This is a genomic window from Mycobacterium sp. Panama NTM2, assembly GCF_054355555.1.
On the sequence record NZ_CM135953.1, the window covers coordinates 1,104,063 to 1,126,753 of the forward strand.

The 22,691-nt window shown below is 70.1% G+C and carries 22 protein-coding genes; 16 read left to right on the forward strand and 6 right to left on the reverse strand.

What is annotated here, in order from left to right; all coding sequences use genetic code 11:
• The first annotated feature begins 130 nt into the window (after window positions 1-130).
• The 6 genes from rpsM to truA all read left to right on the forward strand — a co-directional run bounded on the left by rpsM (window position 131) and on the right by truA (window position 4,211).
• On the forward strand, window positions 131-505 hold the full coding sequence (gene rpsM / locus ACXYX3_RS05370) for a 30S ribosomal protein S13 (protein ID WP_046362731.1): 375 nt from the start codon (window positions 131-133) through the stop codon (window positions 503-505).
• Window positions 506-511: 6 nt separating this feature from the next.
• Window positions 512-925 carry a 30S ribosomal protein S11 gene (gene rpsK / locus ACXYX3_RS05375; protein WP_043405918.1) on the forward strand — a complete coding sequence of 138 codons (414 nt, stop codon included), beginning with the start codon at window positions 512-514 and terminating at the stop codon, window positions 923-925.
• Window positions 926-947: 22 nt separating this feature from the next.
• Window positions 948-1,553, forward strand: coding sequence for a 30S ribosomal protein S4 (gene rpsD / locus ACXYX3_RS05380; protein ID WP_046362732.1), 606 nt, complete (start codon window positions 948-950; stop codon window positions 1,551-1,553).
• A gap of 77 nt (window positions 1,554-1,630) precedes the next feature.
• Window positions 1,631-2,695: a DNA-directed RNA polymerase subunit alpha gene (locus ACXYX3_RS05385; RefSeq protein WP_046362733.1), complete on the forward strand. Its 1,065-nt coding sequence runs from the start codon at window positions 1,631-1,633 to the stop codon at window positions 2,693-2,695.
• A gap of 60 nt (window positions 2,696-2,755) precedes the next feature.
• A complete protein-coding gene (rplQ, locus tag ACXYX3_RS05390; protein WP_458610481.1) occupies window positions 2,756-3,325 on the forward strand; it encodes a 50S ribosomal protein L17 in 570 nt (189 codons plus the stop codon).
• A complete protein-coding gene (truA, locus tag ACXYX3_RS05395; protein WP_458610483.1) occupies window positions 3,303-4,211 on the forward strand; it encodes a tRNA pseudouridine(38-40) synthase TruA in 909 nt (302 codons plus the stop codon). Before rplQ ends, truA begins: the two co-directional genes overlap by 23 nt.
• On the opposite strand, the gene ACXYX3_RS05400 is transcribed toward truA, so the two are convergent.
• Genes ACXYX3_RS05400 through ACXYX3_RS05415 form a run of 4 tightly spaced genes read right to left on the reverse strand, consistent with a single transcriptional unit; the run spans window position 4,208 to window position 7,253 of the window.
• On the reverse strand, window positions 4,208-4,837 hold the full coding sequence (locus tag ACXYX3_RS05400; protein ID WP_458611983.1) for a cutinase family protein: 630 nt from the start codon (window positions 4,835-4,837) through the stop codon (window positions 4,208-4,210). The genes truA and ACXYX3_RS05400 overlap by 4 nt on opposite strands.
• 41 nt (window positions 4,838-4,878) lie before the next feature.
• Window positions 4,879-5,544, reverse strand: coding sequence for a cutinase family protein (locus ACXYX3_RS05405; RefSeq protein ID WP_241203155.1), 666 nt, complete (start codon window positions 5,542-5,544; stop codon window positions 4,879-4,881).
• Window positions 5,545-5,568: 24 nt separating this feature from the next.
• The gene (locus ACXYX3_RS05410; RefSeq protein ID WP_458610485.1) at window positions 5,569-6,225 is read right to left on the reverse strand and encodes a cutinase family protein; all 657 of its coding nucleotides are present in this window, start codon (window positions 6,223-6,225) and stop codon (window positions 5,569-5,571) included.
• Window positions 6,225-7,253, reverse strand: coding sequence for an EamA family transporter (locus tag ACXYX3_RS05415; protein WP_458610487.1), 1,029 nt, complete (start codon window positions 7,251-7,253; stop codon window positions 6,225-6,227). Before ACXYX3_RS05415 ends, ACXYX3_RS05410 begins: the two co-directional genes overlap by 1 nt.
• 88 nt (window positions 7,254-7,341) lie before the next feature.
• On the opposite strand from ACXYX3_RS05415, the gene ACXYX3_RS05420 reads away from it, so the two are divergent.
• Together ACXYX3_RS05420 and eccB are read left to right on the forward strand one after the other, a co-directional pair.
• On the forward strand, window positions 7,342-7,893 hold the full coding sequence (locus tag ACXYX3_RS05420) for a CGNR zinc finger domain-containing protein (RefSeq protein WP_458610489.1): 552 nt from the start codon (window positions 7,342-7,344) through the stop codon (window positions 7,891-7,893).
• 45 nt (window positions 7,894-7,938) lie between these two features.
• Window positions 7,939-9,306, forward strand: a complete 1,368-nt coding sequence (gene eccB / locus ACXYX3_RS05425) for a type VII secretion protein EccB (protein ID WP_458610491.1) — start codon at window positions 7,939-7,941, stop codon at window positions 9,304-9,306.
• On the opposite strand, the gene mycP is transcribed toward eccB, so the two are convergent.
• Both mycP and eccD read right to left on the reverse strand, forming a co-directional pair.
• Window positions 9,271-10,575 (reverse strand): type VII secretion-associated serine protease mycosin, encoded by a 1,305-nt coding sequence (mycP, locus tag ACXYX3_RS05430; RefSeq protein ID WP_458610493.1) that lies wholly within the window; start codon window positions 10,573-10,575, stop codon window positions 9,271-9,273. The genes eccB and mycP overlap by 36 nt on opposite strands.
• The gene (eccD, locus tag ACXYX3_RS05435) at window positions 10,575-11,885 is read right to left on the reverse strand and encodes a type VII secretion integral membrane protein EccD (protein ID WP_458610495.1); all 1,311 of its coding nucleotides are present in this window, start codon (window positions 11,883-11,885) and stop codon (window positions 10,575-10,577) included. Before eccD ends, mycP begins: the two co-directional genes overlap by 1 nt.
• Before the next feature lie 95 nt (window positions 11,886-11,980).
• On the opposite strand from eccD, the gene eccCa reads away from it, so the two are divergent.
• The 8 genes from eccCa to eutC all read left to right on the forward strand — a co-directional run bounded on the left by eccCa (window position 11,981) and on the right by eutC (window position 22,659).
• A complete protein-coding gene (gene eccCa / locus ACXYX3_RS05440; RefSeq protein ID WP_458610497.1) occupies window positions 11,981-15,484 on the forward strand; it encodes a type VII secretion protein EccCa in 3,504 nt (1,167 codons plus the stop codon).
• Window positions 15,481-16,524: a type VII secretion-associated protein gene (locus ACXYX3_RS05445; protein ID WP_458610498.1), complete on the forward strand. Its 1,044-nt coding sequence runs from the start codon at window positions 15,481-15,483 to the stop codon at window positions 16,522-16,524. Before eccCa ends, ACXYX3_RS05445 begins: the two co-directional genes overlap by 4 nt.
• A 77-nt stretch (window positions 16,525-16,601) precedes the next feature.
• Window positions 16,602-16,934, forward strand: a complete 333-nt coding sequence (locus ACXYX3_RS05450; protein ID WP_241203146.1) for a WXG100 family type VII secretion target — start codon at window positions 16,602-16,604, stop codon at window positions 16,932-16,934.
• 11 nt (window positions 16,935-16,945) lie between these two features.
• A complete protein-coding gene (locus ACXYX3_RS05455; RefSeq protein WP_241203145.1) occupies window positions 16,946-17,242 on the forward strand; it encodes a WXG100 family type VII secretion target in 297 nt (98 codons plus the stop codon).
• Between the two features lie 140 nt (window positions 17,243-17,382).
• Window positions 17,383-18,681: a helix-turn-helix domain-containing protein gene (locus ACXYX3_RS05460; RefSeq protein WP_458611984.1), complete on the forward strand. Its 1,299-nt coding sequence runs from the start codon at window positions 17,383-17,385 to the stop codon at window positions 18,679-18,681.
• Window positions 18,682-18,785: 104 nt separating this feature from the next.
• Complete coding sequence (gene adh, locus ACXYX3_RS05465) at window positions 18,786-20,309, forward strand: aldehyde dehydrogenase (protein ID WP_241203143.1); 1,524 nt, start codon at window positions 18,786-18,788, stop codon at window positions 20,307-20,309.
• Window positions 20,310-20,482: 173 nt separating this feature from the next.
• Entirely contained in the window at window positions 20,483-21,898 is a 1,416-nt protein-coding gene (locus ACXYX3_RS05470) for an ethanolamine ammonia-lyase subunit EutB (RefSeq protein WP_458610501.1), read from the forward strand.
• Complete coding sequence (gene eutC, locus ACXYX3_RS05475) at window positions 21,895-22,659, forward strand: ethanolamine ammonia-lyase subunit EutC (protein WP_458610503.1); 765 nt, start codon at window positions 21,895-21,897, stop codon at window positions 22,657-22,659. Before ACXYX3_RS05470 ends, eutC begins: the two co-directional genes overlap by 4 nt.
• Window positions 22,660-22,691: the final 32 nt, after the last annotated feature.

Sequence of the window (22,691 nt, forward strand, 5' to 3'; positions counted from 1 at the left end):
CTGAATGACGAACTCCCAGCACCACTGAAGGCATACGGCCTTCGATCGCGTCCGGCACGGAGGCCGGACCCCGCTAAGAGCGCGGGAACGGGCTGGGACCAGACCTCCGCATAGAGAAGGAAACACCCCTGTGGCACGTCTCATGGGCGTCGATCTGCCGCGCGACAAGCGCATGGAGATCGCGCTGACCTACATCTACGGCATCGGCCGTACCCGCAGCCAGGAGATCCTGGAAGCGACCGGTATCAGCCGGGACCAGCGCACCAAGGACCTCACCGACGATCAGGTGAGCCAGCTGCGCGACTACATCGAGGGCAACCTCAAGGTGGAGGGTGATCTGCGCCGTGAGGTGCAGGCCGACATCCGCCGCAAGATCGAGATCGGCTGCTACCAGGGCCTGCGGCACCGTCGCGGCCTGCCGGTGCGCGGCCAGCGGACCAAGACCAACGCGCGCACCCGCAAGGGCCCGAAGCGCACCATCGCCGGCAAGAAGAAGGCCAGGTAACCCGAGATGGCACAAGCCAAGAAGGGCGCGCCCAAGAAGGGTGCCGCCAAGACCCGCCGCCGGGAGAAGAAGAACGTCCCGCACGGCGCCGCGCACATCAAGAGCACGTTCAACAACACGATCGTGTCGATCACCGATCCGCAGGGCAACGTCATCGCGTGGGCCAGCTCGGGTCACGTGGGCTTCAAGGGCTCGCGCAAGTCGACGCCGTTCGCCGCCCAGCTCGCCGCCGAGAACGCTGCCCGCAAGGCGCAGGAGCACGGCGTCAAGAAGGTCGACGTGTTCGTCAAGGGCCCGGGTTCGGGTCGCGAAACCGCCATCCGCTCACTGCAGGCCGCCGGCCTCGAGGTGGGCGCGATTTCCGACGTCACCCCTCAGCCGCACAACGGTTGCCGTCCGCCCAAGCGGCGCCGGGTCTAAGGGATAGGGAGAACTAGAACTCATGGCTCGTTACACCGGACCCGTCACCCGCAAGTCGCGCCGCCTCGGCGTCGACCTCGTCGGTGGAGATCAGTCGTTCGAGAAGCGCCCCTACCCGCCCGGCCAGCACGGCCGCGCGCGGATCAAGGAGAGCGAATACCGCACCCAGCTCCAGGAGAAGCAGAAGGCTCGCTTCACCTACGGCGTGATGGAGAAGCAGTTCCGTCGCTACTACGAAGAGGCCAACCGCCTCCCGGGCAAGACAGGTGACAACCTGTTGCGCATCCTGGAGAGCCGGCTGGACAACGTCGTGTACCGCGCCGGCCTGGCCCGCACCCGTCGCATGGCGCGTCAGCTGGTCAGCCACGGCCACTTCACCGTCAACGGCGTGAAGGTCGACGTGCCCAGCTACCGGGTGTCGCAGTACGACATCGTCGACATCAAGGACAAGTCGATCAACACCCTGCCCTTCGAGGTGGCCCGGCAGACCGCCGGCGAGCGCCCGATCCCGGGCTGGCTGCAGGTCGTCGGCGAGCGTCAGCGCATCCTCGTGCACCAGCTGCCCGAGCGCGCGCAGATCGACGTCCCGCTCACCGAGCAGCTGATCGTCGAGCTCTACTCGAAGTAAGACACCCGGGGGACCGACCGGTCCCACGGGTCACTTAACGGCATCAAATAGCGGTTGCCGAGAAGGAGAACAACACCATGCTGATTTCTCAGCGCCCCACTCTCAGCGAAGAGGTCATCGCCGAGAACCGGTCCCAGTTCGTCATCGAACCGCTGGAGCCCGGATTCGGTTACACCCTCGGCAATTCGCTGCGTCGCACGCTGCTGTCGTCCATCCCGGGCGCAGCCGTCACCAGCATCCGCATCGACGGTGTGCTGCACGAGTTCACCACCGTCCCCGGGGTCAAGGAAGACGTCACCGACATCATCCTGAACCTCAAGGGCCTGGTCGTGTCCTCGGAGGAGGACGAGCCGGTCACCATGTACCTGCGTAAGCAGGGCCCGGGTGCCGTCACCGCCGGCGACATCGTGCCGCCGGCCGGGGTCACCGTGCACAACCCGGACATGCACATCGCGACGCTGAACGAGAAGGGCAAGCTCGAGGTCGAGCTCGTCGTCGAGCGCGGCCGCGGCTACGTGCCCGCCGTGCAGAACAAGGCCTCGGGTGCCGAGATCGGCCGTATCCCGGTCGATTCCATCTACTCGCCGGTGTTGAAGGTCACCTACAAGGTGGAGGCCACCCGCGTCGAGCAGCGCACCGACTTCGACAAGCTGATCCTCGACGTCGAGACCAAGAGCTCGATCACCGCGCGTGACGCGCTCGCTTCGGCGGGTAAGACGCTGGTCGAATTGTTCGGCCTGGCACGGGAACTCAACGTCGAAGCCGAGGGCATCGAGATCGGGCCGTCACCGGCCGAGGCCGACCACATCGCCAGCTTCGCGCTGCCGATCGACGACCTGGACCTGACGGTGCGCTCGTACAACTGCCTCAAGCGCGAAGGTGTGCACACCGTCGGCGAGCTGGTGGCCCGCACGGAGTCCGATCTGCTGGACATCCGCAACTTCGGCCAGAAGTCCATCGACGAGGTGAAGATCAAGCTGCACCAGCTCGGCCTGTCGCTCAAGGACAGCCCGGCCAGCTTCGATCCGTCCGAGGTCGCCGGCTACGACGTCGCCACCGGCACCTGGAACAGCGACGCCGGTTACGAGTCGTCCTACGAGGCCGACGACAACACCGACTACGCGGAAACCGAACAACTCTAAAGAAGAACCGTCCCGGCCCTACCTGATACGGGGGTCGGCCCCACATAGGAGACAGTCGCAATGCCCAAGCCCACCAAGGGACCCCGCCTCGGCGGATCGTCGTCGCACCAGAAGGCGATCCTGGCCAACCTGGCCACCTCGCTCTTCGAGCACGGCCGAATCAAGACGACGGAGCCCAAGGCTCGGGCATTGCGTCCGTACGCCGAGAAGCTCATCACCCACGCCAAGAAGGGCTCGCTGCACAACCGGCGTGAGGTGATGAAGAAGATCCGCGACAAGGACGTCGTGCACATCCTGTTCGCGGAGATCGGGCCGTTCTTCGCCGATCGCGCCGGCGGCTACACCCGCATCATCAAGGTCGAGAACCGCAAGGGCGACAACGCGCCCATGGCGGTCATCGAGCTGGTGCGGGAGAAGACGGTGACGTCTGAGGCGAACCGTGCGCGCCGTGCCGACGCCGCCCAGAAGGTCGCGGCCGCGCCGCAGGCAGCGGTGGAGCCGGAGGCCGCCGAAGGCCCCAGCGCCGAAGAGGCCGAGGCCGTCGACGAGACCCCGATCGCCGACGAGGCCGACGTCGAGGTCGAGGCGAAGGCTGACGAGTCCGCCGATGGGGAAACCGACGCCAAGTAGCAGTTTCATGAACGAGCCCGTCATCGAATCCGATGGCGGGCTCGTTCGTCTGCGTCTCGACATCGCCTACGACGGAACGGAATTCGCCGGCTGGGCGACGCAGACCGGGCAGCGCACGGTGGCCGGCGTCATCGACGGGGCGTTGACGACGGTGTTCCGCACCCCGGTGCTGACCCGCGCCGCCGGCCGCACCGACTCCGGCGTACACGCCACCGGTCAGGTCGCGCACGTCGACGTGCCCGCGCCGGCGCTCTCCCATGCTTACCCCCGCACCTCGCGAGCCGGTGAGCCCGAGTTCGGTCCGCTGGTCCGCCGTCTCGGCCGGCTCCTTCCGGAGGATGTCCGTGTGCTGCAGATCGCCCGCGCCGCAGCAGGATTCGACGCTCGATTCGCGGCACTGCGTCGCCACTACACCTACCGGTTGTCGACGGCGCCCTACGGTGCACTGCCGGCCGAGGCGCGCTTCGTCACCGCGTGGCCTCGTCCGCTGGACGTCGCGGCGATGTCGGCCGCGGCCCGGCACCTACTGGGGCTGAAGAACTTCGCGGCGTTCTGCCGACACCGCGACGGCGCGACGACGATCCGGGACCTGCAGCGGCTCGACGTCGTGCGCACCGGAGACGAGATCGCGATCCACGTCAGCGCCGATGCGTTCTGCTGGAACATGGTGCGCTCGCTGGTCGGCGCCCTGCTCGCGGTCGGTGAGCATCGGCGCGACGCGGCATGGTGTTCAGCGCTGCTGACCGAGACCCGGCGGTCCAGTGATTTCGCTGCGGCACCGGCGCGGGGACTGACGCTCGTGGGTGTGGATTATCCGCCCGACGAGGAACTGGCGGCGCGCACCGAGATCACCCGGGACGTGCGCAGCGCCGACGAGATCAGCTAGAGCCTGCCCGCGACGAAGTCGGCAGCCTGGTTCACCATGCCGGCCTTGATGTAAGCGGGAGCAAGGTGGTCGGGCCAGTAGTCCTGCCAGTTGTTGGGGTCGGTCGGATTGCAAATCGGGTCATCCCCGTGGCACAGCTCGATGATCTTGTCGCGCAGCGCCGGGTTGGTGAAGTTGGCGATCGGGCCCACCCACTGGCTGCCGTTGCCGAACAGGGTGATGGCGGCGATGTGCTGATCCGCGCCGTCGGGCATCGGTCGTTTGAATCCGAACGCGGCGATCGGCACCGCCACCACCACGTCGGTGACGGCAGCACCGAGTGAGTAGCCGCCCAGCACCAGCCGGGTGTGGGGGCAGGTGTCCGTCATGTAGGAGATGCGCCCGCTCATGTCGTTGGCGCCGATGTCGACCTCGGTGTCGGCGGGGTAGTTCACCGCGTAGAGACGGATGTTCTTGCCGGTCTTGCTCCGCAGCGCCGAGGCGAGCGCGTTACCGATCTGTCCGGCACCCGGTGACTCGAGGCGTCCACGCGCGAAGATCAGCTCGGCCTGCGGGCACGACTCGGCCGACGCGGCGGGGGCCACTGGCCCCACGAGCCCCGCCACCAGGGCAGCCGCCGCCGAGATGGCGGCGCGGCGGAGCGAGACGGTCACCTTGCGATGATAGGTCAGACCCGGGCTGCGGCGAACCCTGCAGCTTGGCCGATGAACGGTGAGGTCTCGTAGTGGGTGTGTGCGAATGGGTTCCGGCCGTCCGAGCAGATCGGGTCACCGTCAGCGCAGAGGTCGATCGCCTTGCCGGCGAAGGCCCCGGCGCCCGAGACCGGGTTGCCGAACTTCGCGGCGGGGTTGCCGAACACCGCGACGGCGTCGACGTTGCCGACGAGGCCGGACGCCAGCGGAGGGGCCGAACCGATCTCCCCGATCTTGTTGCCCAGCGGTGGAACCCCGGCGAGCATGTCGACCACTGCGGCGCCCTGCGAATACCCGCCGAGAACGATCCGGGTGTTCGGGCACTGCGCCGCCAACGAGGCGATGCGGCCCGCCGCGTCGGTGGCGCCCACCGCGGTGTTCAGGAAGTCGTAGCTGGCGGGGTAGTTGACCGCATACGTGCTGACCGAACGACCGCCCAGCTGGGTGTTCAGCGCATCGGTCAGCGCCTGCCCCACACGCCCGATTCCGGGCGGCTCACTGGTACCCCGGGCGAAGATCACCTCGACGTCCGAGCAGGGTTGGGCCGAGGCGGCGGGGACGGGCAGGACAGCGGAGCCGGCCAGTGGCAGGGCTGCCGCGGCGGCGGCCACGACGAGGCGGCGCAGTCGATCGGATCGCACAATGCACCGTAACGTATAGCTGGTCTACAAAAGTCCCGCGACGAAGGCGGCGGCCTGATCTGTCAGTCCGGACGGTCCGTAGTTGCTGTGCGCGGGGACGTCGTTGCCGCCCGAGCACACCGGGTCGTTGGGCGTGCACAGGTCGATGGACCGGCCACCCCAGACGGGGCTCGAGGTCAGCGGGAGCCCGATCTTCGTCGATGGATTGCCGAACACCGCTATCGCGGCCACATGGTCGGGGGCGTTCGGGGGCAGCGGCGCGGTGAAGCCGGCACCCGGCACCGGGACCGCGGCGATGACGTCGATCACCGCAGCGCCTTGTGAGTAGCCGCCCAGCACGAGCCGGGTGCCGGGGCAGTTGGCGATCATGTACTGGATGTGCCCGCTCGCGTCGTTGGCGCCCGCGGCGACCTGCAGGAAGTCGAACGATGCCGGATAGTTGACCGCGTAGGTGCCGACGGAACGGCCCCCGACGCGATCCCTCAGCGAATCGACGAATGCGCCGCCGACACGGCCGAGTCCCGGCGGCTCGTCCGTGCCTCGGGCGAAGACCACTTCGATGTCGGGACAGCCCTGGGCGGCCGCGATCGGCGCGGTGAGGGCCGGTGCCGCGACCATGGCCGCCCCGGCGACGGCGGTGGCGACGAGCCCCGCCACCCGGCGCACATCAAGATCGATCATCACCTCGACGATGTTAGTTCACCGAGCGGGGCGTCCGGCCAGGTCGCGGCATTCGCCGTCGCGAGCTCACCGCGGTCACCCTGACGGGCCAGCGCCAGTCCGGCGAGCACGATCGCACCGCCCACGGCCTGTGTGACGGTCACCGCTTCCCCGACCAGCACCCACGCCGCCAGCACGGCGAACATGACCTCGGACAGGCCCACCAGCGACGCGAATCGCGGCTTGAGCCGGGAGATGCTGACGATGCCCAGGGTGTAGGCGATCGCGGTCGGGAAGAGGGCCAGCGCGATCACTGGGAGCACCCAGGACATGGTCATGCCGGCCACGACGGTGTCGTTGGCGGTGAACCTCATCGGCATCACACCGGTGACGCCGATGAGGGCGACCGCGGCTGCGCCGACGAACAGGCCCGCAGTTGCCAGCGTGATCGGGTGCAGCGGGGTGTCGGTGTCACCGTCGGTGTCCGTTCCGGACACCCTTTCCGACATCACGAAGTAGCAGGCCGCGCACACGGCGGCGGCCAGGCCGAACGCGACGCCGACGACATCGAAGTGCACCGGGGAGAAGCCGTGGGGGCCGACCAGCCCCAGCACAGCGGTGATGCCGGCGATCGCCAGCACCACGCCGGAGAACGTCAGTACGCTGGGCCGCCGCCGAGTGGTCGCCCACAGCCAGCCCACGACCAGGATCGGCGCCGTGTACTCGAGCAGCAGCGCGACGCCGACCGTCAGGTGCGCGACGGCGTTGTAGTAGAACAGCTGCGCACCCGCGATGGGGATGAGGCCGTAGGCGACGATCGTGCGCACATGGTGAAGCGCGTCGCGCAACCACCCGGGATGTGCAACGGTGGCGAACACGGCCATCGCGAGCGCACCGCCGGCGAGCCGGGCGGTGACCGCGGCCGTCGGGCTCCAGCCTGCGGTCATCAAGGCTTTGCCGAATGGACCCGAGCAGCCGAAGGCGAACGCCGAGGCGACGGCGAAGAGGAGGCCGCTACGGAACCGCGAGCTCGGCGTCAGCACGGCCATGAGTGCACCTCCGCAATTCTGATCTGCGATGACATGAGTAAACTGAACTTTGGTCGTGACGCTACCGCCGGAAGGAGTCACGAGTCAAATGCTTTTCAGTCATGACACCGAGCTGACGCTGCGGGCGGCGGCCGTGCTGATCAACTCCGGCAGGGTCGACGGCGAGCAGCTCGCCGACCTGCACGCGCTCGACGAGTACCTGGACAGTTTCGGCTGGACCGGACGGCGGGACCGGGATGTGGCCGAGCTGGAGTCGGTACACCGCCTGCGCGCGCGGCTGCGCCTGATCTGGGAGACCGCCGACGACGAGGCCCGGGCCGTGGGCCAGGTCAACGCGCTGCTCGCCGACACGCGGGCGGCGCCGTGGCTGACCCGCCACCCCGAGATGCCCGAGTGGCACCTGCACCTGGCCTCGGTGCACGATCCGCTGTGGCAGCGCATGGGCGCGGAGATGGCCATGGCGCTGGCGGATCTGATCCGCGCCGGCGATCTGCGGCGGCTCAAGATCTGCGCCGCACCGGATTGTGAGGCGGTGCTCATCGACCTCTCGCGCAACCGGTCGGGAAAGTTCTGCGACACCGGTAACTGTGGCAACCGCCAGCACGTCGCGGCCTACCGGGAACGGCGCTCCAACAAGTGATCTGACCCCCGTCGGCGGCTCGCTAGGCTGGCCGACGGGGGTGTCATGCGTCAACCGACGACACGGCTGCAGGTCAGCGGCCACCGCTTCACGATGCGCCGCATGGCCCACGCGCTGGTTCGGGGCGATGCCAGGATGCTCGACGATCCGCTTCGCGCACAATCGCTTTCCCTCACCGCCGGAGCGGTGCTGGCGGTCGCCGGAGTGGCGGTGTCCGCCGTCATCGGGCTGATCCAGCCGGCCGCGGATATCGGGGACGCGCCCGTCGTCATGGTCCGCGACACCGGGGCGCTCTACGTGCGCATCGACGACGCTCTGCACCCGGTGTTCAATCTGGCGTCGGCGCGACTGATCACGGGCCGGTCGGAACCGCCGCGGGTGGTGTCGCAGTCCGCGGTCGATGCCCAGGCCCGGGGTGCTGTCGTGGGCATCCCCGGAGCGCCGCAGGACATGTCGCCGGCACCGCCCGCGGACTCGGCGCTGCTGTGCGACGACGGCGGCCGAACCACGGTGATCGTCGGGGCGCCGACCCCTGCCGTCGCGGTGCCGGAGCGGGCTCTGCTCGTCACGCCCCGCGGCGCGAGCCCCGCGCTGACCTATTTGCTCTACGGCGGTCACAAGGCGCGGGTGGACCTGCGCCACCCCGCCGTCGTTCGCGCACTGCACCTCGATGGTGTTGCGCCGCTGCCCATTTCCGAGGCGGTGCTCGCCGCGCTGCCCGAGGCACCCGCTGTCGTCGCCCCGCACATTCCGGATCGCGGTGCGCCGGGGCCGCGCCCGTTGAGCGACCGCCCGGTCGGAACGGTCGTCACCGTGTCCGGAACGGATGCGCAGTACGTGGTGCTGCGCGACGGCCTGCAGCGCATCGGCGCGGTCACCGCCGATCTGATCCGCTACACCGACGGTCGGGTGGGCTCCGCGGCGTCGGTGGTGACTCCTGATGTTCTCGGCACGCTCGCCGTCGTGGACTCGCTACCGGTCACGACATATCCCGATCATGCCGGGGTGCGGTCCGCTCGGGTGGTGTGCGCGCAGTGGCGGTTCCGTGCCGACGAATTCGGTGACCACAGCGCCGTCGTGATCGCCGACGCCGCACCCGCATCCGGTGCCGACCTGGCCCAGGCCGACGCCGCCGGACCCGCCGTCGACGCGGTCGCCCTGTCCGGCGGTGGCGCGCTGCTGGTGCGATCGGCTCCGCTGGGTGGCGGCACCGGGGACGCCGGACCGCTGTTCCTGCTGGCCGACTCGGGGGCATTGTTCGGCATCGAGACCGTAGACGCGGCAAAGCGATTGGGTCTGACCCCGCCGGGTTCGCCGATTCCTTGGGCCTTCCTGGCGGGCCTGCCGCGGGGTCCCGAGCTGAGCGTGCGGGCCGCGTCAGTTGCTCGCGACGTCCTGGCCGCAGGGCCGTGACCGGCGCAGTGCCGAACCGATGACAGCCACCGCGCCGATGAGACCCGCGCACAGCAGCACGGCGCGCACCGGCGAAGCAGACTCGTGCCGACGCGGCTCGGTCGGCGTGTCCGAGATCGCCGTGGTCGCCAGAGGTGCTGGAGACGCCGCACCGTCGCCCACCGCGGCCAGGACGTCGACGACCCCACGCCCGACAGCGGGGGACCAGCCGCCCGCCGTCGGGCGCGCGGTGTCCTCGATGCGGGCCATCACCTGCCGGGCCGTCAGCTCGGGATGCCGGGACCGCACCAGCGCGGCGATGCCCGAGACCAACGGCGCCGCGTAGCTGGTGCCGGACAGCGGAGCGCCGCTGACCGAGGAGTCCACCAGGCCGTCGGCCGCAGACGCCAGGGACACCACGTTCTCGCCGGGTGCGGCGACGTCGACCCACGGCCCGGCGAGGCTGAACTCGGAGGCGGACCCGTCGGCGCGCGACGAGCCGACCGTGAGCACGTAATCGTCGTACCAGGCGGGGCTGGCCACCACCGTCACGTCGCCGCTGTTCTGGTGAGGGCACTGCCCGGTGCCACCCACGTTGCCCGCCGCACTGACGACGACGGCGTTGGCGACATCGACGGCATAGGCCAAGGCCGCGCCGAGGGCGCGATCGTCGAGGTCTGCGGTGGCGGGCAGGCAGGCCACCGACGAGATGTTGATGACCGTGGCGCCCTGGTCCGCGGCGAGGCGGACCGCCGCGGCCAGGGTCTCGACATCGCCCACGCCCGATCCCGCAGAACCGCCGACTCGGGCGCCGGAGACGTCGAACTTGTTGCTGGACTGGCGAATCGACAGCAGGGACGCATCGGGTGCCACGCCGGCGAAGCCGTCCGACGGATCTCGGCTCGCGCCGATGAGGCCGGCGACGATCGTGCCGTGGCCGTCACAGTCCGCGGTCCCGTCACCGGTGCTGACGAAGTCACCGCCGGGAACGAGGTGGGGCAGGCGGCGATGGCGGGCCACCCCGGTGTCGATGACCGCCACCGTCTGACCGGCGCCGCGCGTGAGCGGCCACACCAACGAGACGTCCTCCAGGACGCGGCCTTTCGCCGTCGCCGCTCGCACGGCCACGCAGTCGACCCGCTGCTCGGTCGGTTGCCGCGGACGTGCGGACCCCGCAGGCGGGAGCCGGTGGTCATCGATCGGAGGAGGGGAGACCGATGCGCCGGCGGGCGCGATCGGGGTCATCCCGACGGCAAGCGCGGCCACTGCCAGCAGTCGACCGACACGCATCACGGCAGATCCACCGCAGAAATCGCGTCGTACGCACCGACGAGCCAGGCGCACAGCGGGACGAGGGCGACCGTGGCGACGTACTCGAGTCCGCGAACTGCGCTCCGCGCCAGTGGATTCCATTCGCGTCGGGGCAGCGACAGCAGGGCGGCGCCGGTCACCGCCACACCGCAGCACCACCACGGCGCCGTGGGCGGGTCCGTGGTCACCGCGACGACCAACGCGATCACCAGGGTCGCGGCACCCGCCCCGCTCAGCGTCCTTCGCCGGACGGGATCGGTGTGCACCCTCTGCCGCAGGATCAGTAGTACTCCCAGCACCACCGCGAAGACGCCTGCCACTGCGCGGGTTTCGTTCGCAGCGGCAGCGACGAGCGCGCAGCCGGCGACCGCGGTCCCGGACCAGCCCGCCGTCAGGCCCGTGAGCGCTCGGTGCGCCGCCCGGGCGCGGCGCGGGCCGACGGCTCGTCGCGTCGGCCCGATCCCGGTCACCGTCATCGCCACCGGAGCGGCAGCCCCGAGGGCGGCCACCGAGACACCGGTCAGCAGGGCGCCGATCACCCCGGCGTCGTCGGCGGCCCACACCCCGACGGCGCCGGCGAGCACAGTCGCGCCACCTGCCGCCGCGCATCCGGCGAGCACGGAATCCAGCCCGGAACCGTTGTGCCCCTGCAATATGCACAGGCACACCGCCATGGCCGTGGCAGCAGCGGCAGCGAAGGTGACCACGACCGCCCCGGCGGAACCTGCTGCGGCGAGAGCTCCCGCGACGGCCGAGTGGCTCACCGCTCCGACTCCGAGGGCACTCGAGAGCGGAACTGCGACCCGGCCCCCGACGGCCGCCACCGCCGCGGCCACCGCGATCGCCGCACCCACCCACAGGGCCGATTCCTGACCCTCGGCGCATCCCGTCCACCCGAGAAGCGCTGCGAGCACGAGGAGTGCGATGGCCGCGACCGCCGCCTCCCATCCACCGTCGCCCGGGACGGGCTCGCGGCAGGCGGTGATGATCGCAGCGGTGGTGCCGCCGGCGCGTACCCGCGGCGACGGCATCGGATGGTCGGTCAGGAGCATCAGGTCACCGTCGCGAACACCGTTGTCGTTCAGACTCTTTGCCGGATCGAGCGGCGGCCCTGCGGCGGGAGCCAGGTACCACCGCGCCGCGTCCGTCTCGTGCGCGGCTTCGCCCACGACGCTGTCCACCAGGGCGGGCAGGAGCAGCGCGACCGGGCACGCGGCCGGCAGCACGAGATCTGCGCTGAGCTGTTGCCGGGGCAGGTGGACGGCCACCCGGCGCACCGTATCGGTCACCACAGCAACGTAACTGGCATGCGCGGGGTGGTGACGCACCGATAATTCCGGTCACCGGAGGGAACCGCGCAGCGTGGTGATGCGTCTGTTCCTACATGGAAGCTCTGCGCCGGCCGGGCGGTCGGATCGCCCTCGACGCGCCTCCGCCGCTGCCCGAGGCGACACCGGTCAGCCCGCTGGCCCGGTTGATGCCGATCGCGATGGTCGTCGCCGTGGTCGGCATGAGCGCATTGTACCTGCGGTCGGGCGCATCGTCGTCACGCAGTCCGATGTTCCTCGTGCTTCCCGCGATGATGCTGGTCTCGGTGATCGGGATGCTGACCCACGGCGGTCGTGGCGGTGCCCGCACCGCCGAGATCAACTCCCAGCGGGCCGAGTATCTGCGTTACCTCGACACCATCGATGCCGCCCTGCAGGCCGGCGCCGCTGACCAGCACTCGTGGTCGCACCGCCACCACCCTGACCCCGCGGCGCTCTGGCCGCTCGCCGGCACGCAGCAGATGTGGCAGCGCGACGACACCCACCCCGAATTCCTCCATGTGCGGCTGGGAATCGGTCACGTCGCTGCGACGACGTCGGTGGTCCTCCCCGATCTCGGGCCCGACGACGGCGCCGACCCGGTGACAGCCACGGCGGTGCGTGAACTCGCCACCCGACGGTCGTCAGTGCACGACGTGCCGGTGCTGGTGTCGTTGTTGCAGGCCAGAACGGTGACCGTCACCGGTGAGCCCAGCGCATGCCGTGCGGTGGTCCGGGCGCTCGTCTGCCAGGCTGCCATCGCCCATTCGCCCGCGGTCCTCAGCATCGCGATCGCTTCGGGGGACAGCGCCGACTGGGACTGGCTGACATGGCTTCCGCACACTCGCTCGACCGACGCGGTGCGGCACCGGCTGGTCGTCGCCGACGGCGGTGCGCCACCGGTCGCGGACGGGGTGACCATCGTCTGCGTCCGTGCCGCACGCTCACCGGTCGTCGTGGACTCCGATGGCGTCGTGATACCCGCCCGTCACGACCTGCTCTCGCGACCGGAGGCACTCGCCTGCGCCCGCCGCGTGGCCCGCTGGTCACCGCAGCGCGCATCGTCGCGCCGGGACGGTTGGCCGGCCCTGATGGGCATCGGTGATCCGGGCATTTTCGACCCGATCGCCCGGTGGTCGCAGCCCACCGGTGCGTCGCTGCGTGTGCCGATCGGGGTGGGCGAGGACGGATCGGTGGTCGAGCTCGACATCAAGGAGGCCGCCGCCGGCGGCATGGGGCCGCACGGATTGTGCGTCGGGGCGACGGGCTCGGGAAAGTCGGAGTTCCTGCGCACCCTGGTGCTCGGCATGATCACCGCGCACCCGCCGGACGAGCTGAACCTCGTCCTGGTCGACTTCAAGGGCGGCGCAACGTTTCTCGGCCTCGAGACCGTCAACCACGTCTCGGCGGTCATCACCAACCTGGCGGACGAGGCGCCGCTGGTGGCGAGGATGCGCGACGCGTTGTCCGGGGAGATCACCCGCAGACAGGAGCTGCTGCGCGCGGCGGGCAACCTCGCCGACCTCACCGCCTACCGCAATGCCCGCACCCGCGACCCCCGGCTGGCGCCGCTGCCGTCGCTGTTCGTCGTCGTCGACGAGTTCTCCGAGCTGCTCAGCCAGCATCCCGATTTCGCCGATCTGTTCGTCGCAGTGGGCCGGCTCGGTCGCTCCCTCGGTGTGCATCTGCTGCTGGCCAGTCAACGCCTCGACGAGGGCCGGCTGCGGGGGCTCGAGGCGCACCTGTCCTACCGTGTCTGCCTGAAGACGTTCTCGGCGGCCGACTCTCGCGCCGTCCTCGGCGTGCCCGACGCTCACCAGCTTCCCGCCCGACCCGGCGCCGCGTTCCTCAAGACCGCCGCCGGGCAGCTGACCCGCTTCCAGGCGGCCTTCGTCTCCGGACAGGTGCCCGTCGCCGCGCCGATGTCGGAGAGCAGGCGCATCGTGGTCCGCCCTCTGACATCGGGGTGGGCGAATCCCGCGGAGCGGACGGAGCAGTCGCGGCCATTGCTGACGACCATGCTGGCTGCGCTGCGGGGATGCGGCCCCGCGGCGCACCGCGTGTGGTTGCCGCCGCTGCGCCGCTCCCCGCTCCTCGACGACCTGCTCGACGGGTTCGAGCCGAGTGCACTGCAAGTGCCCATCGGTCTCATCGACCGCCCGTTCGAGCAGCGATACGAGCCGCTCGTCGTCGACCTGTCGGCAGCCGCGGGCAACGCCGCGATCGTCGGTGCGCCCCAGTCCGGCAAATCGACCGCGCTGCGGACGCTGGTGACCGCACTCGCCACCCATCACGATGCTGCGGCCGTGCAGTTCTACTGCCTGGACTTCGGCGGCGGAGCGCTGACCACGCTGCGGGACCTCCCACATGTCGGGTGCGTGGCCGGCCGGCACGAGGCTGATCTGTGCCGTCGCACCGTCGCCCACCTCCAAGCCGTCCTGCGCGCCCGGGAAAGTGGCTCCCGGGCCGGCGACGATCCGGACGTGTTCCTCGTGGTCGACGGATGGTCCACGGTGCGCAGTGAATTCGAGGCGCTCGACGCCGCGATCACCGGACTCGCGACACGCGGGCTGTCCTACGGTGTGCACGTCGTGCTGGCTGCCTCTCGGTGGGCGGATCTCCGCCCCGCGCTCAAAGACCAGATCGGCACGCGGATAGAGCTGCGCCTCGGGGAACCCGCCGAGTCGGAGATGGATCGCCGCCGAGCTCGCGAGTTGAGCACCGCCCCCGCCGGGCGCGGCCTGACCCGCAGCGGTCACCAGATGGCGATCGCGCTGCCGGGCGCCGCCCACGTCCGCACCCACGCCGGTGGGCAGCGTGCCCCGCGCGTCGAATTGCTGCCCACCACAGTGCATCACGACACGATCACCGCCCCGCCGCGTCCTCGTGGCCACGTGCTCGTCGGCCTCGGCGAACGTGAGCTCGGCGCCGTGACCCTCGATCTCGCCGAGCACCCGCATCTGCTGATCCTCGGCGACGGCGAATCCGGCAAGTCGGCCCTGCTGCGCACCCTGTGCACCGATCTGGTCCGATCGCACTCGCCGGCGGACGTGTCACTGGAGCTCGTCGACTATCGCCGGACACTGCTCGGCGTCGTCGAAAGCGGCCATCTCGCCGGCTATTCGGCGTCTCCGGTGGCGCTGGAAGCCCGACTGGGCGCACTGACCTCCCGGCTGACCGCACGTATGCCCGATGAACACGTCACCCAGCGCGAGCTGCGCACGCGGTCATGGTGGTCCGGGCCCGACATCTACGTCGTCGTCGACGACTACGACCTGGTGGCCGGAGCCACCGGCAATCCGCTCACTGCACTGGCCGATTTCCTGCCCCATGCCAAGGACCTCGGCCTGCACGTCGTGGTCGCCCGTCGATCCGGCGGTGCGGCCCGTGCGATGTTCGACCCGGTGCTGACGCGTCTGCGCGAGATGGGTTGCAGCGGCTTCCTGATGAGCGCCTCGCCGGAGGAGGGAACGCTACTGGGCAGCACCCGGCCTGCACCGCTGCCGCCCGGGCGGGGAGTGCTGTCGGTGCGCGGCCGCAGCGACGAGCTGGTCCAGGTGGGGTGGCTCGACCCGCCGTGACACCGGTTGTCGTCGAGGTCGGACCGGTGACGGTGCGGGGGCCGGGCAGTCTGCCGGCGGGGTGGGCCGAGGCGGCCGTCGCGGGGCTGGGTGACCGGCTCACCGTGGTGGACGACCGCGTGGTCGAGGTGGCCCACGTGCTGCGTGACGTCCTCGTCACGGCGGCAGGCGGGCGGACGCGATCGCTGGCCGTGGTGGTGCCCAGCTGGTGGTCGGCCCGGTGGAGGGCCACCGTCGCCGCTGCTGCCCGAACGGTTGCCGACGACGTCCGGCTGTATCGGCGAGGGCCGCTGCTCAGTGCTGCTCTGCAGGTGACAGTCGCGGAGATCGGCATCGACATCGTCGCGATCGCAGAACCGGGCCGGCCGGTGCGCGTGCACGGCCGCGACGCTGTTGCGCTGCCGGATTCGGCCCTGATCGATGTACCGCCCGGGGTCGTCATCCCGTCCTCCACCACCACCGACCGGTGCACTCGGCGAGACGACGTGGAGGCCGCGGTCAGCGAGACGCTGGCGAGGGCGCGGCGGCGAATCCGCCGACCTGCGACCGTCGCCCTGGCTGCTGCCGTGGCGACCGCGTGCCTGCTGCCGTGGGTGCCGCGGGACCGGGCACCGGGGCAGTGGAGGGTCCTCACCGAGGGCCGTGCCGCGATCGAGGTGCCTGCTGACTGGGCCGCGGAGCGCATCACATCTGGGCCGGGTTCGGCCAGGGTGCGGATCTCCGCCCACGGCGGGCTCCCGGCGCTGCACCTCACGCAGTCTCTCGGGCCGCCCTCGCTCGGCGCCATCGCCGAATCTCTGCGCCGGGCAATGACGTCCGCTCCGGCGGAAGTGTTCGTCGACTTCCGCGCCGACGGTGCGGTCGGCGATCGCACCGCGGTGACCTACCGCGAAGTGCGCGACGGCAGCCAGACACAGTGGGCTGTGATCGGCGACGGCGAGGTCCGCATCGCGATCGGGTGCCAGAGCGCGCCCGGAGACGCCGACGCGCTCGCCACGGTGTGTGCCCGCGCGGTACACAGCGCCCACGCCGTGCGCTGAGACGGAACCGATCGGCGGTCTGATGCGTCCAATCCTGTAGAGAGCCAATCGAACCGAACACCAAAGGAGGGTCTGCCATGCCGATCCCGTCAGGAGCCACCGGTGGGGCGCTCGCCACCGACTTCGACCTCATGGCCGCGGTGGCCGGCACAACCGATGCCCGTAACGAGGAGATCCGCGCCATGCTGGCCTCGTTCATCGGTCAGATGAGCAGTGTGCCCGCCTCGGTGTGGGGCGGCGTCGCGGCCGCCCGCTTCCGCGACGTGGTCGACCGCTGGAACGCCGAATCGCTACGGCTGCACGCGGCGCTCCAGCGCATCGCCGAGACCATCCGCGACAACGAGCGCACCCTGCGCCACGTCACCGACAGCCACGCCCAGGCCATCGGTTCGGCGACCGCCCACCTCTAGGAGACTCCGACATGGACCCGATGCTGTCCTACGATTTCGCCGCGATCGAACACACGATCCGCCAGCAGATCCACGCGACCTCGGCTCGCTTCAACGCCGCGCTCGACGATCTGCGAACGCAGATCGCTCCGCTGCAACAGGTCTGGACCCGCGACGCCGCCGAGGCCTACCGGGTGGAACAGGCCAGATGGGAGCAGTCGGCGGCCGCGCTCAACGACATCTTGTTCCGGCTGGGCAATGCGGTGCGCGACGGCGCCGATGACGTGGCGGCCACCGATCGCAGCGCCGCCGCGGCCTGGGGTGCATGACGCACCCCACCACACGCTGTGCGACCCCCGCGAGGAGGGGAGCCGACCGGGGGTCGCACAGTTCTGGACCCTGCCGTCATGCCTGGTGGGATAAGGTGGTGGACAGTGTGATGGCGGACACAAAGGATCGCCGCGTGGCAATGTCGAAGGCAACGAACGGTCGGGCGGGCTCGCGCCCGTCTTCGGCGACCCTGCGTACCGTCCACGAGCTGTTCATCGCCGGCGAGGTCGACGCTCGCGACCTGGATTCCTCGGTGCGGCCGGTTGTCGCGCAGAGCTGGGAGCGCAGTCTGGCCGTCGGCGTCGACCCTGATCTGAACGGCGCCCGGCCCGCTGAAGCCGTCGCCGCGATCGCGCGACTACGCGACACGCACCCTCTGGCGCCGGCGCTGCCGGTCATCCGTCGGCTACTGGTCAACGACGCGATCGATTCCGGTGTGGTGGTCGCGGTCAGCGCAGCCGATGGCACGTTGCTCTGGGTCGAGGGTGACCCGAATGCCTGCCGCCGCGCCGAGGCGATGAACTTCGTGCCCGGCGCCGACTGGAGCGAACGCGGCGCCGGCACCAACGCCCCGGGAACGGCACTGGCCCTGGACCGGGAACTGCAGATCCACGGCTCCGAGCATTTCTCCCGCATCGTGCAGCCGTGGAGCTGTACCGCAGCCCCCGTGCACGACCCGACCACCGGTGCTCTGCTCGGCGCGATCGACCTGACCGGTGACGCCCAGGTCGCGTCGTCGCAGACCCTGGCGCTGGTGCGGGCCACCGCCGTCGCGGTGGAGAACCATCTCGCACTGCTGCGGGTCGCCGGCATCGGCCCCGAACCCGCAGCGCGCAAACCGCACCTGGTGGTCCTGGGAGGGGATCGACCGCGCTGGGTGACCTCGGATGCGTACGGGCACCTGCAGGCCACCTACCTGACGGGCCGGCACGCCGACATCCTCGTGCTGCTGAGCAGGCATCCGGAAGGGTTGTCCGCCGACCACCTCGCGGTCCTGCTCGACGACAAGGACCTCGACGTCGTCACCGTGCGCGCGGAGATGTCGCGGCTGCGCAAGGTGATCGGCGCCGAGAACCTGGGCTCGCGGCCCTACCGGCTGCTGGCGCCGATCACCAGCGACGTCGGCGAGGTGTTCGACGCGCTCGATGCCGGCGACGTCGCGACCGCGCTGGACAGATATTCGGGACCGCTGCTACGGCAGTCGGTGTCCCCGGCGGTGGCCCGCCTTCGCACCGCACTGTCGACCACACTGCGCGAGGCGGTGCTGGCCGAGAGTCGCCGGGGTCGCGCCGACCTGCTGCGGCGCTGGCTCGATCTGCCCGAGGGCCGCGACGACCGCGACGGCTGGCAGGCGCTGCGGGACTGCGCGGGGCTGAACGCCGTCGCGCGGGCGCAGGCGCGCGGCCATCTCGCCGGTATCGACTACGAACTCGGCTGACGTTCCGGCCGAGGTGCCGGTCGATGCAACCGTGCTGCAACGGTGATGCGCGTAGGTTGCGGTCAGGTCCAGTGACGCACACCACACGAGCAGGAGTTACCACCATGACTGTGTACGCCCGACCGGGGACCGACGGCTCGCTGATGTCGTTCAAACCCCGCTACGAGAACTTCATCGGCGGCCAGTGGGTGCCGCCGAAGGCGGGTCGCTACTTCGAGAACCCCACGCCGGTCACCGGTGAGGCGTTCACCGAGGTGCCGCGCTCGGACGAATCGGACATCGAGGCCGCCCTCGACGCCGCGCACGCCGCCGCCCCCGCATGGGGCAAGACCTCGGCCGCCGAGCGCGCGGTGATCCTGAACAAGATCGCCGACCGCATCGAGGAGAACCTCGAGTCGATCGCGCTGGCCGAGTCGTGGGACAACGGCAAGCCGATCCGCGAGACGCTCAACGCCGACATCCCGCTGGCCGTCGACCACTTCCGGTACTTCGCCGGATGCATTCGCGCGCAGGAGGGTTCGCTCTCGGAGGTGGACGACGACACCGTCGCCTACCACTTCCACGAGCCGCTCGGCGTCGTCGGCCAGATCATCCCGTGGAACTTCCCGATCCTGATGGCCACCTGGAAGCTCGCCCCGGCCCTGGCGGCGGGCAACGCGGTGGTGCTCAAGCCCGCCGAGCAGACTCCGGCGTCGATCCTCTACCTGTTCGAGGTCATCGGCGACCTGCTGCCCGCCGGTGTGGTCAACATCGTCAATGGGTTCGGCGTCGAGGCCGGTAAGCCGCTGGCGTCGAGCAACCGGATCTCCAAGATCGCGTTCACCGGCGAGACCACCACGGGCCGGCTGATCATGCAGTACGCCTCGCAGAACCTGATCCCCGTCACGCTCGAGCTCGGCGGCAAGAGCCCGAACATCTTCTTCAACGACGTGATGGCCGCGGCCGACAACTATCAGGACAAGGCGCTCGAGGGCTTCACGATGTTCGCCCTCAACCAGGGCGAGGTGTGCACCTGCCCGTCGCGTTCGCTGATCCAGGCCGACATCTACGACGAGTTCCTGGCGCTGGCCGCGATCCGTACGAAGGCCGTGCGCCAGGGAGATCCGCTCGACACCGAGACGATGATCGGCGCGCAGGCGTCCAATGATCAGCTCGAGAAGATCCTGTCGTACATCGAGATCGGCAAGAGCGAGGGCGCGCAGCTGGTCACCGGCGGTGAGCGCGCACAGCTCGGTGGCGATCTCAACGGCGGCTACTACGTGGCGCCGACGATCTTCACCGGCCACAACAAGATGCGGCTGTTCCAGGAGGAGATCTTCGGGCCCGTCGTCGCCGTCACCTCGTTCAACGATTACGACGAGGCGATCAGCATCGCCAACGACACGCTGTACGGCCTGGGTGCCGGGGTGTGGAGCCGCGACGGCAACACCGCCTACCGCGCCGGCCGCGACATCAAGGCGGGCCGCGTCTGGACGAACTGCTACCACCAGTACCCGGCGCATGCTGCGTTCGGCGGCTACAAGCAGTCCGGCATCGGCCGCGAGAACCACAAGATGATGCTCGACCACTACCAGCAGACCAAGAACTTGCTGGTCAGCTACAGCGATAAGGCGCTCGGCTTCTTCTAGACCGGCATCCGCCGGTAGGTCAGACCCCGGCGCGGAGAAATCCGTGCCGGGGTTTTTCCGGCTATCTTTTATGGTCGGATAACCGACCTTTAAAGCTCCCGAAACACGAGACGGATAGAGGTAAACGTCATGCCGCAGAGTGCGATGTTCGACCCGGCCGAAGGCCGACTGACGTGAAATTCCACCAACAGGTTTCGGGAACGACCTACAGCTTCGACGGTCTGGTCGACCTGCTGGCCAAAGCGACCCCGCTGCGGTCGGGCGATCAGCTGGCCGGGTGTGCCGCCGGAAGCGACGCCGAGCGTGCCGCAGCGGCCTGGGCGTTGGCCGATCTCTCGCTGGACGTGTTCCTCACCGAACTCGTCGTACCCTACGACACCGATGAGGTCACCCGGCTGATCATCGACAGCCATGAGCGACAGGCTTTTTCGGCGATCTCCCACCTCACCGTGGGCGGCCTGCGGGACTGGCTGCTCGACGCCGCGGCGCGTGACGACGGTGCGGCGCGGATCGCGGCGATCTCGCCCGGGCTCACCCCCGAGATGGTGGCGGCGGTCAGCAAGATCATGCGGAACCAGGATCTGATCGCGGTCGCCGCTGCGACCGAGGTCAGTTCCGCGTTCCGCACCACCGTCGGCGGCGCCGGCACGCTGGCCACCCGGCTGCAGCCCAACCATCCGACCGACGATCCGCGCGGCATCGCCGCCGCGGTCCTGGACGGGCTGCTGATGGGCTGTGGCGACGCCGTCATCGGCATCAACCCGGCGACCGACTCGCCCCACGCCACCGCCGACCTGCTCCACCTGCTCGACGCGATCCGCGCCCGCTACGACATCCCGGTGCAGTCGTGCGTGCTCTCGCACGTCACCACGACGATCGGTCTGATCGAGCAGGGTGTGCCCGTCGACCTGGTGTTCCAGTCCATCGCGGGCACCGAGGGCGCGAACACCGCATTCGGTGTCGACCTCGCGGTGCTGCGCGAAGGCAACGAGGCGGCCCGCTCACTCGGGCGCGGCACCGTCGGCGACAACGTGATGTACCTCGAGACCGGACAGGGTTCGGCGTTGAGCTCCGGTACCCATCTGGGCACCGGTGGCCGGCCCGTCGACCAGCAGACTCTGGAGGCGCGGGCCTACGCGGTGGCGCGGGATCTGCAACCGCTGCTGGTCAACACCGTGGTGGGGTTCATCGGTCCGGAGTACCTCTACGACGGCAAGCAGATCGTGCGTGCCGGTCTGGAAGACCACTTCTGCGGCAAGCTGCTCGGGCTCCCGATGGGTGTCGACGTCTGCTACACCAATCACGCCGAGGCCGACCAGAACGACATGGACACGCTCCTCATGCTGCTCGCCGCGGCCGGGGTGGCTTTCGTCATCACCGTGCCGGGCGCCGATGACGTGATGCTCGGCTACCAGAGCCTGTCGTTCCACGACGTCCTGGTGACCCGACGCACGCTGGGGCTGCGGCCGGCGCCGGAGTTCGAGCACTGGTTGCAGTCGGTGGGCATGATGGACGACGCGGGCCGGGTCCTGCCGCTCGACGTCACCCGGTCGCCGCTGCGCGCCCTGGCCGCCGCGGAGGCCTCATGAATTCGGTTGCCGCTCAGGCATTCTGGGATGAGCTACGCGCCACGACCCAGGCCCGGATCGGCTTGGGACGCGCGGGTGACGCCATGCCCAGCCGCGAGGTCCTCCAACTCGCTGCGGCGCATGCCGCGGCCCGCGATGCCGTGCACCATCCGCTGGACGTGGACGCGGTCGCAGCCCAGGTGCGTGCCGTCGGTATCGGAGAGCCCGCGGTGGTGTCGAGCCGCGCCAGCTCCCGCGCCGAGTACCTGCGCCGGCCGGACCTCGGCCGCCTGCCCGCCGACGTGTCGCACGTGCGGCGCACCGGCGCCGACATCGGCATCGTTCTCGCCGACGGCCTCTCACCCACCGCGTTGACTCTGCACGGCCCAGCGCTGCTCGGCGCGCTGGTCACTGCGCTCGCGCCACGCCACACGCTGGCACCGCCGGTCATCGCGACCCAAGCCCGGGTGGCGCTCGGCGACCACATCGCCGTCGCGGCCGGCGTCCGGACGGTACTGGTCGTCATCGGGGAGCGCCCCGGCCTGAGTGTGGTGGACAGCCTGGGCATCTACCTGACGCACCTGCCGCGTCTGGGACGCACTGACGCCGAACGCAATTGCATCTCCAACATCCACCCGCCGGGCGGACTGGGCTACGTCGAGGCCGCACGTATCGCGGCCGGCCTGGTCGACGGCGCGGTGGCGTTGGGGCGTTCGGGCGTCGACCTCAAGGACACCTCGCGCGGGGTCGCGGTCGAGGGGGGCCGGACGGCGCTCGGGTGAGGGCCAAAGTCCCCTGTCGCACAGTGCTTTCC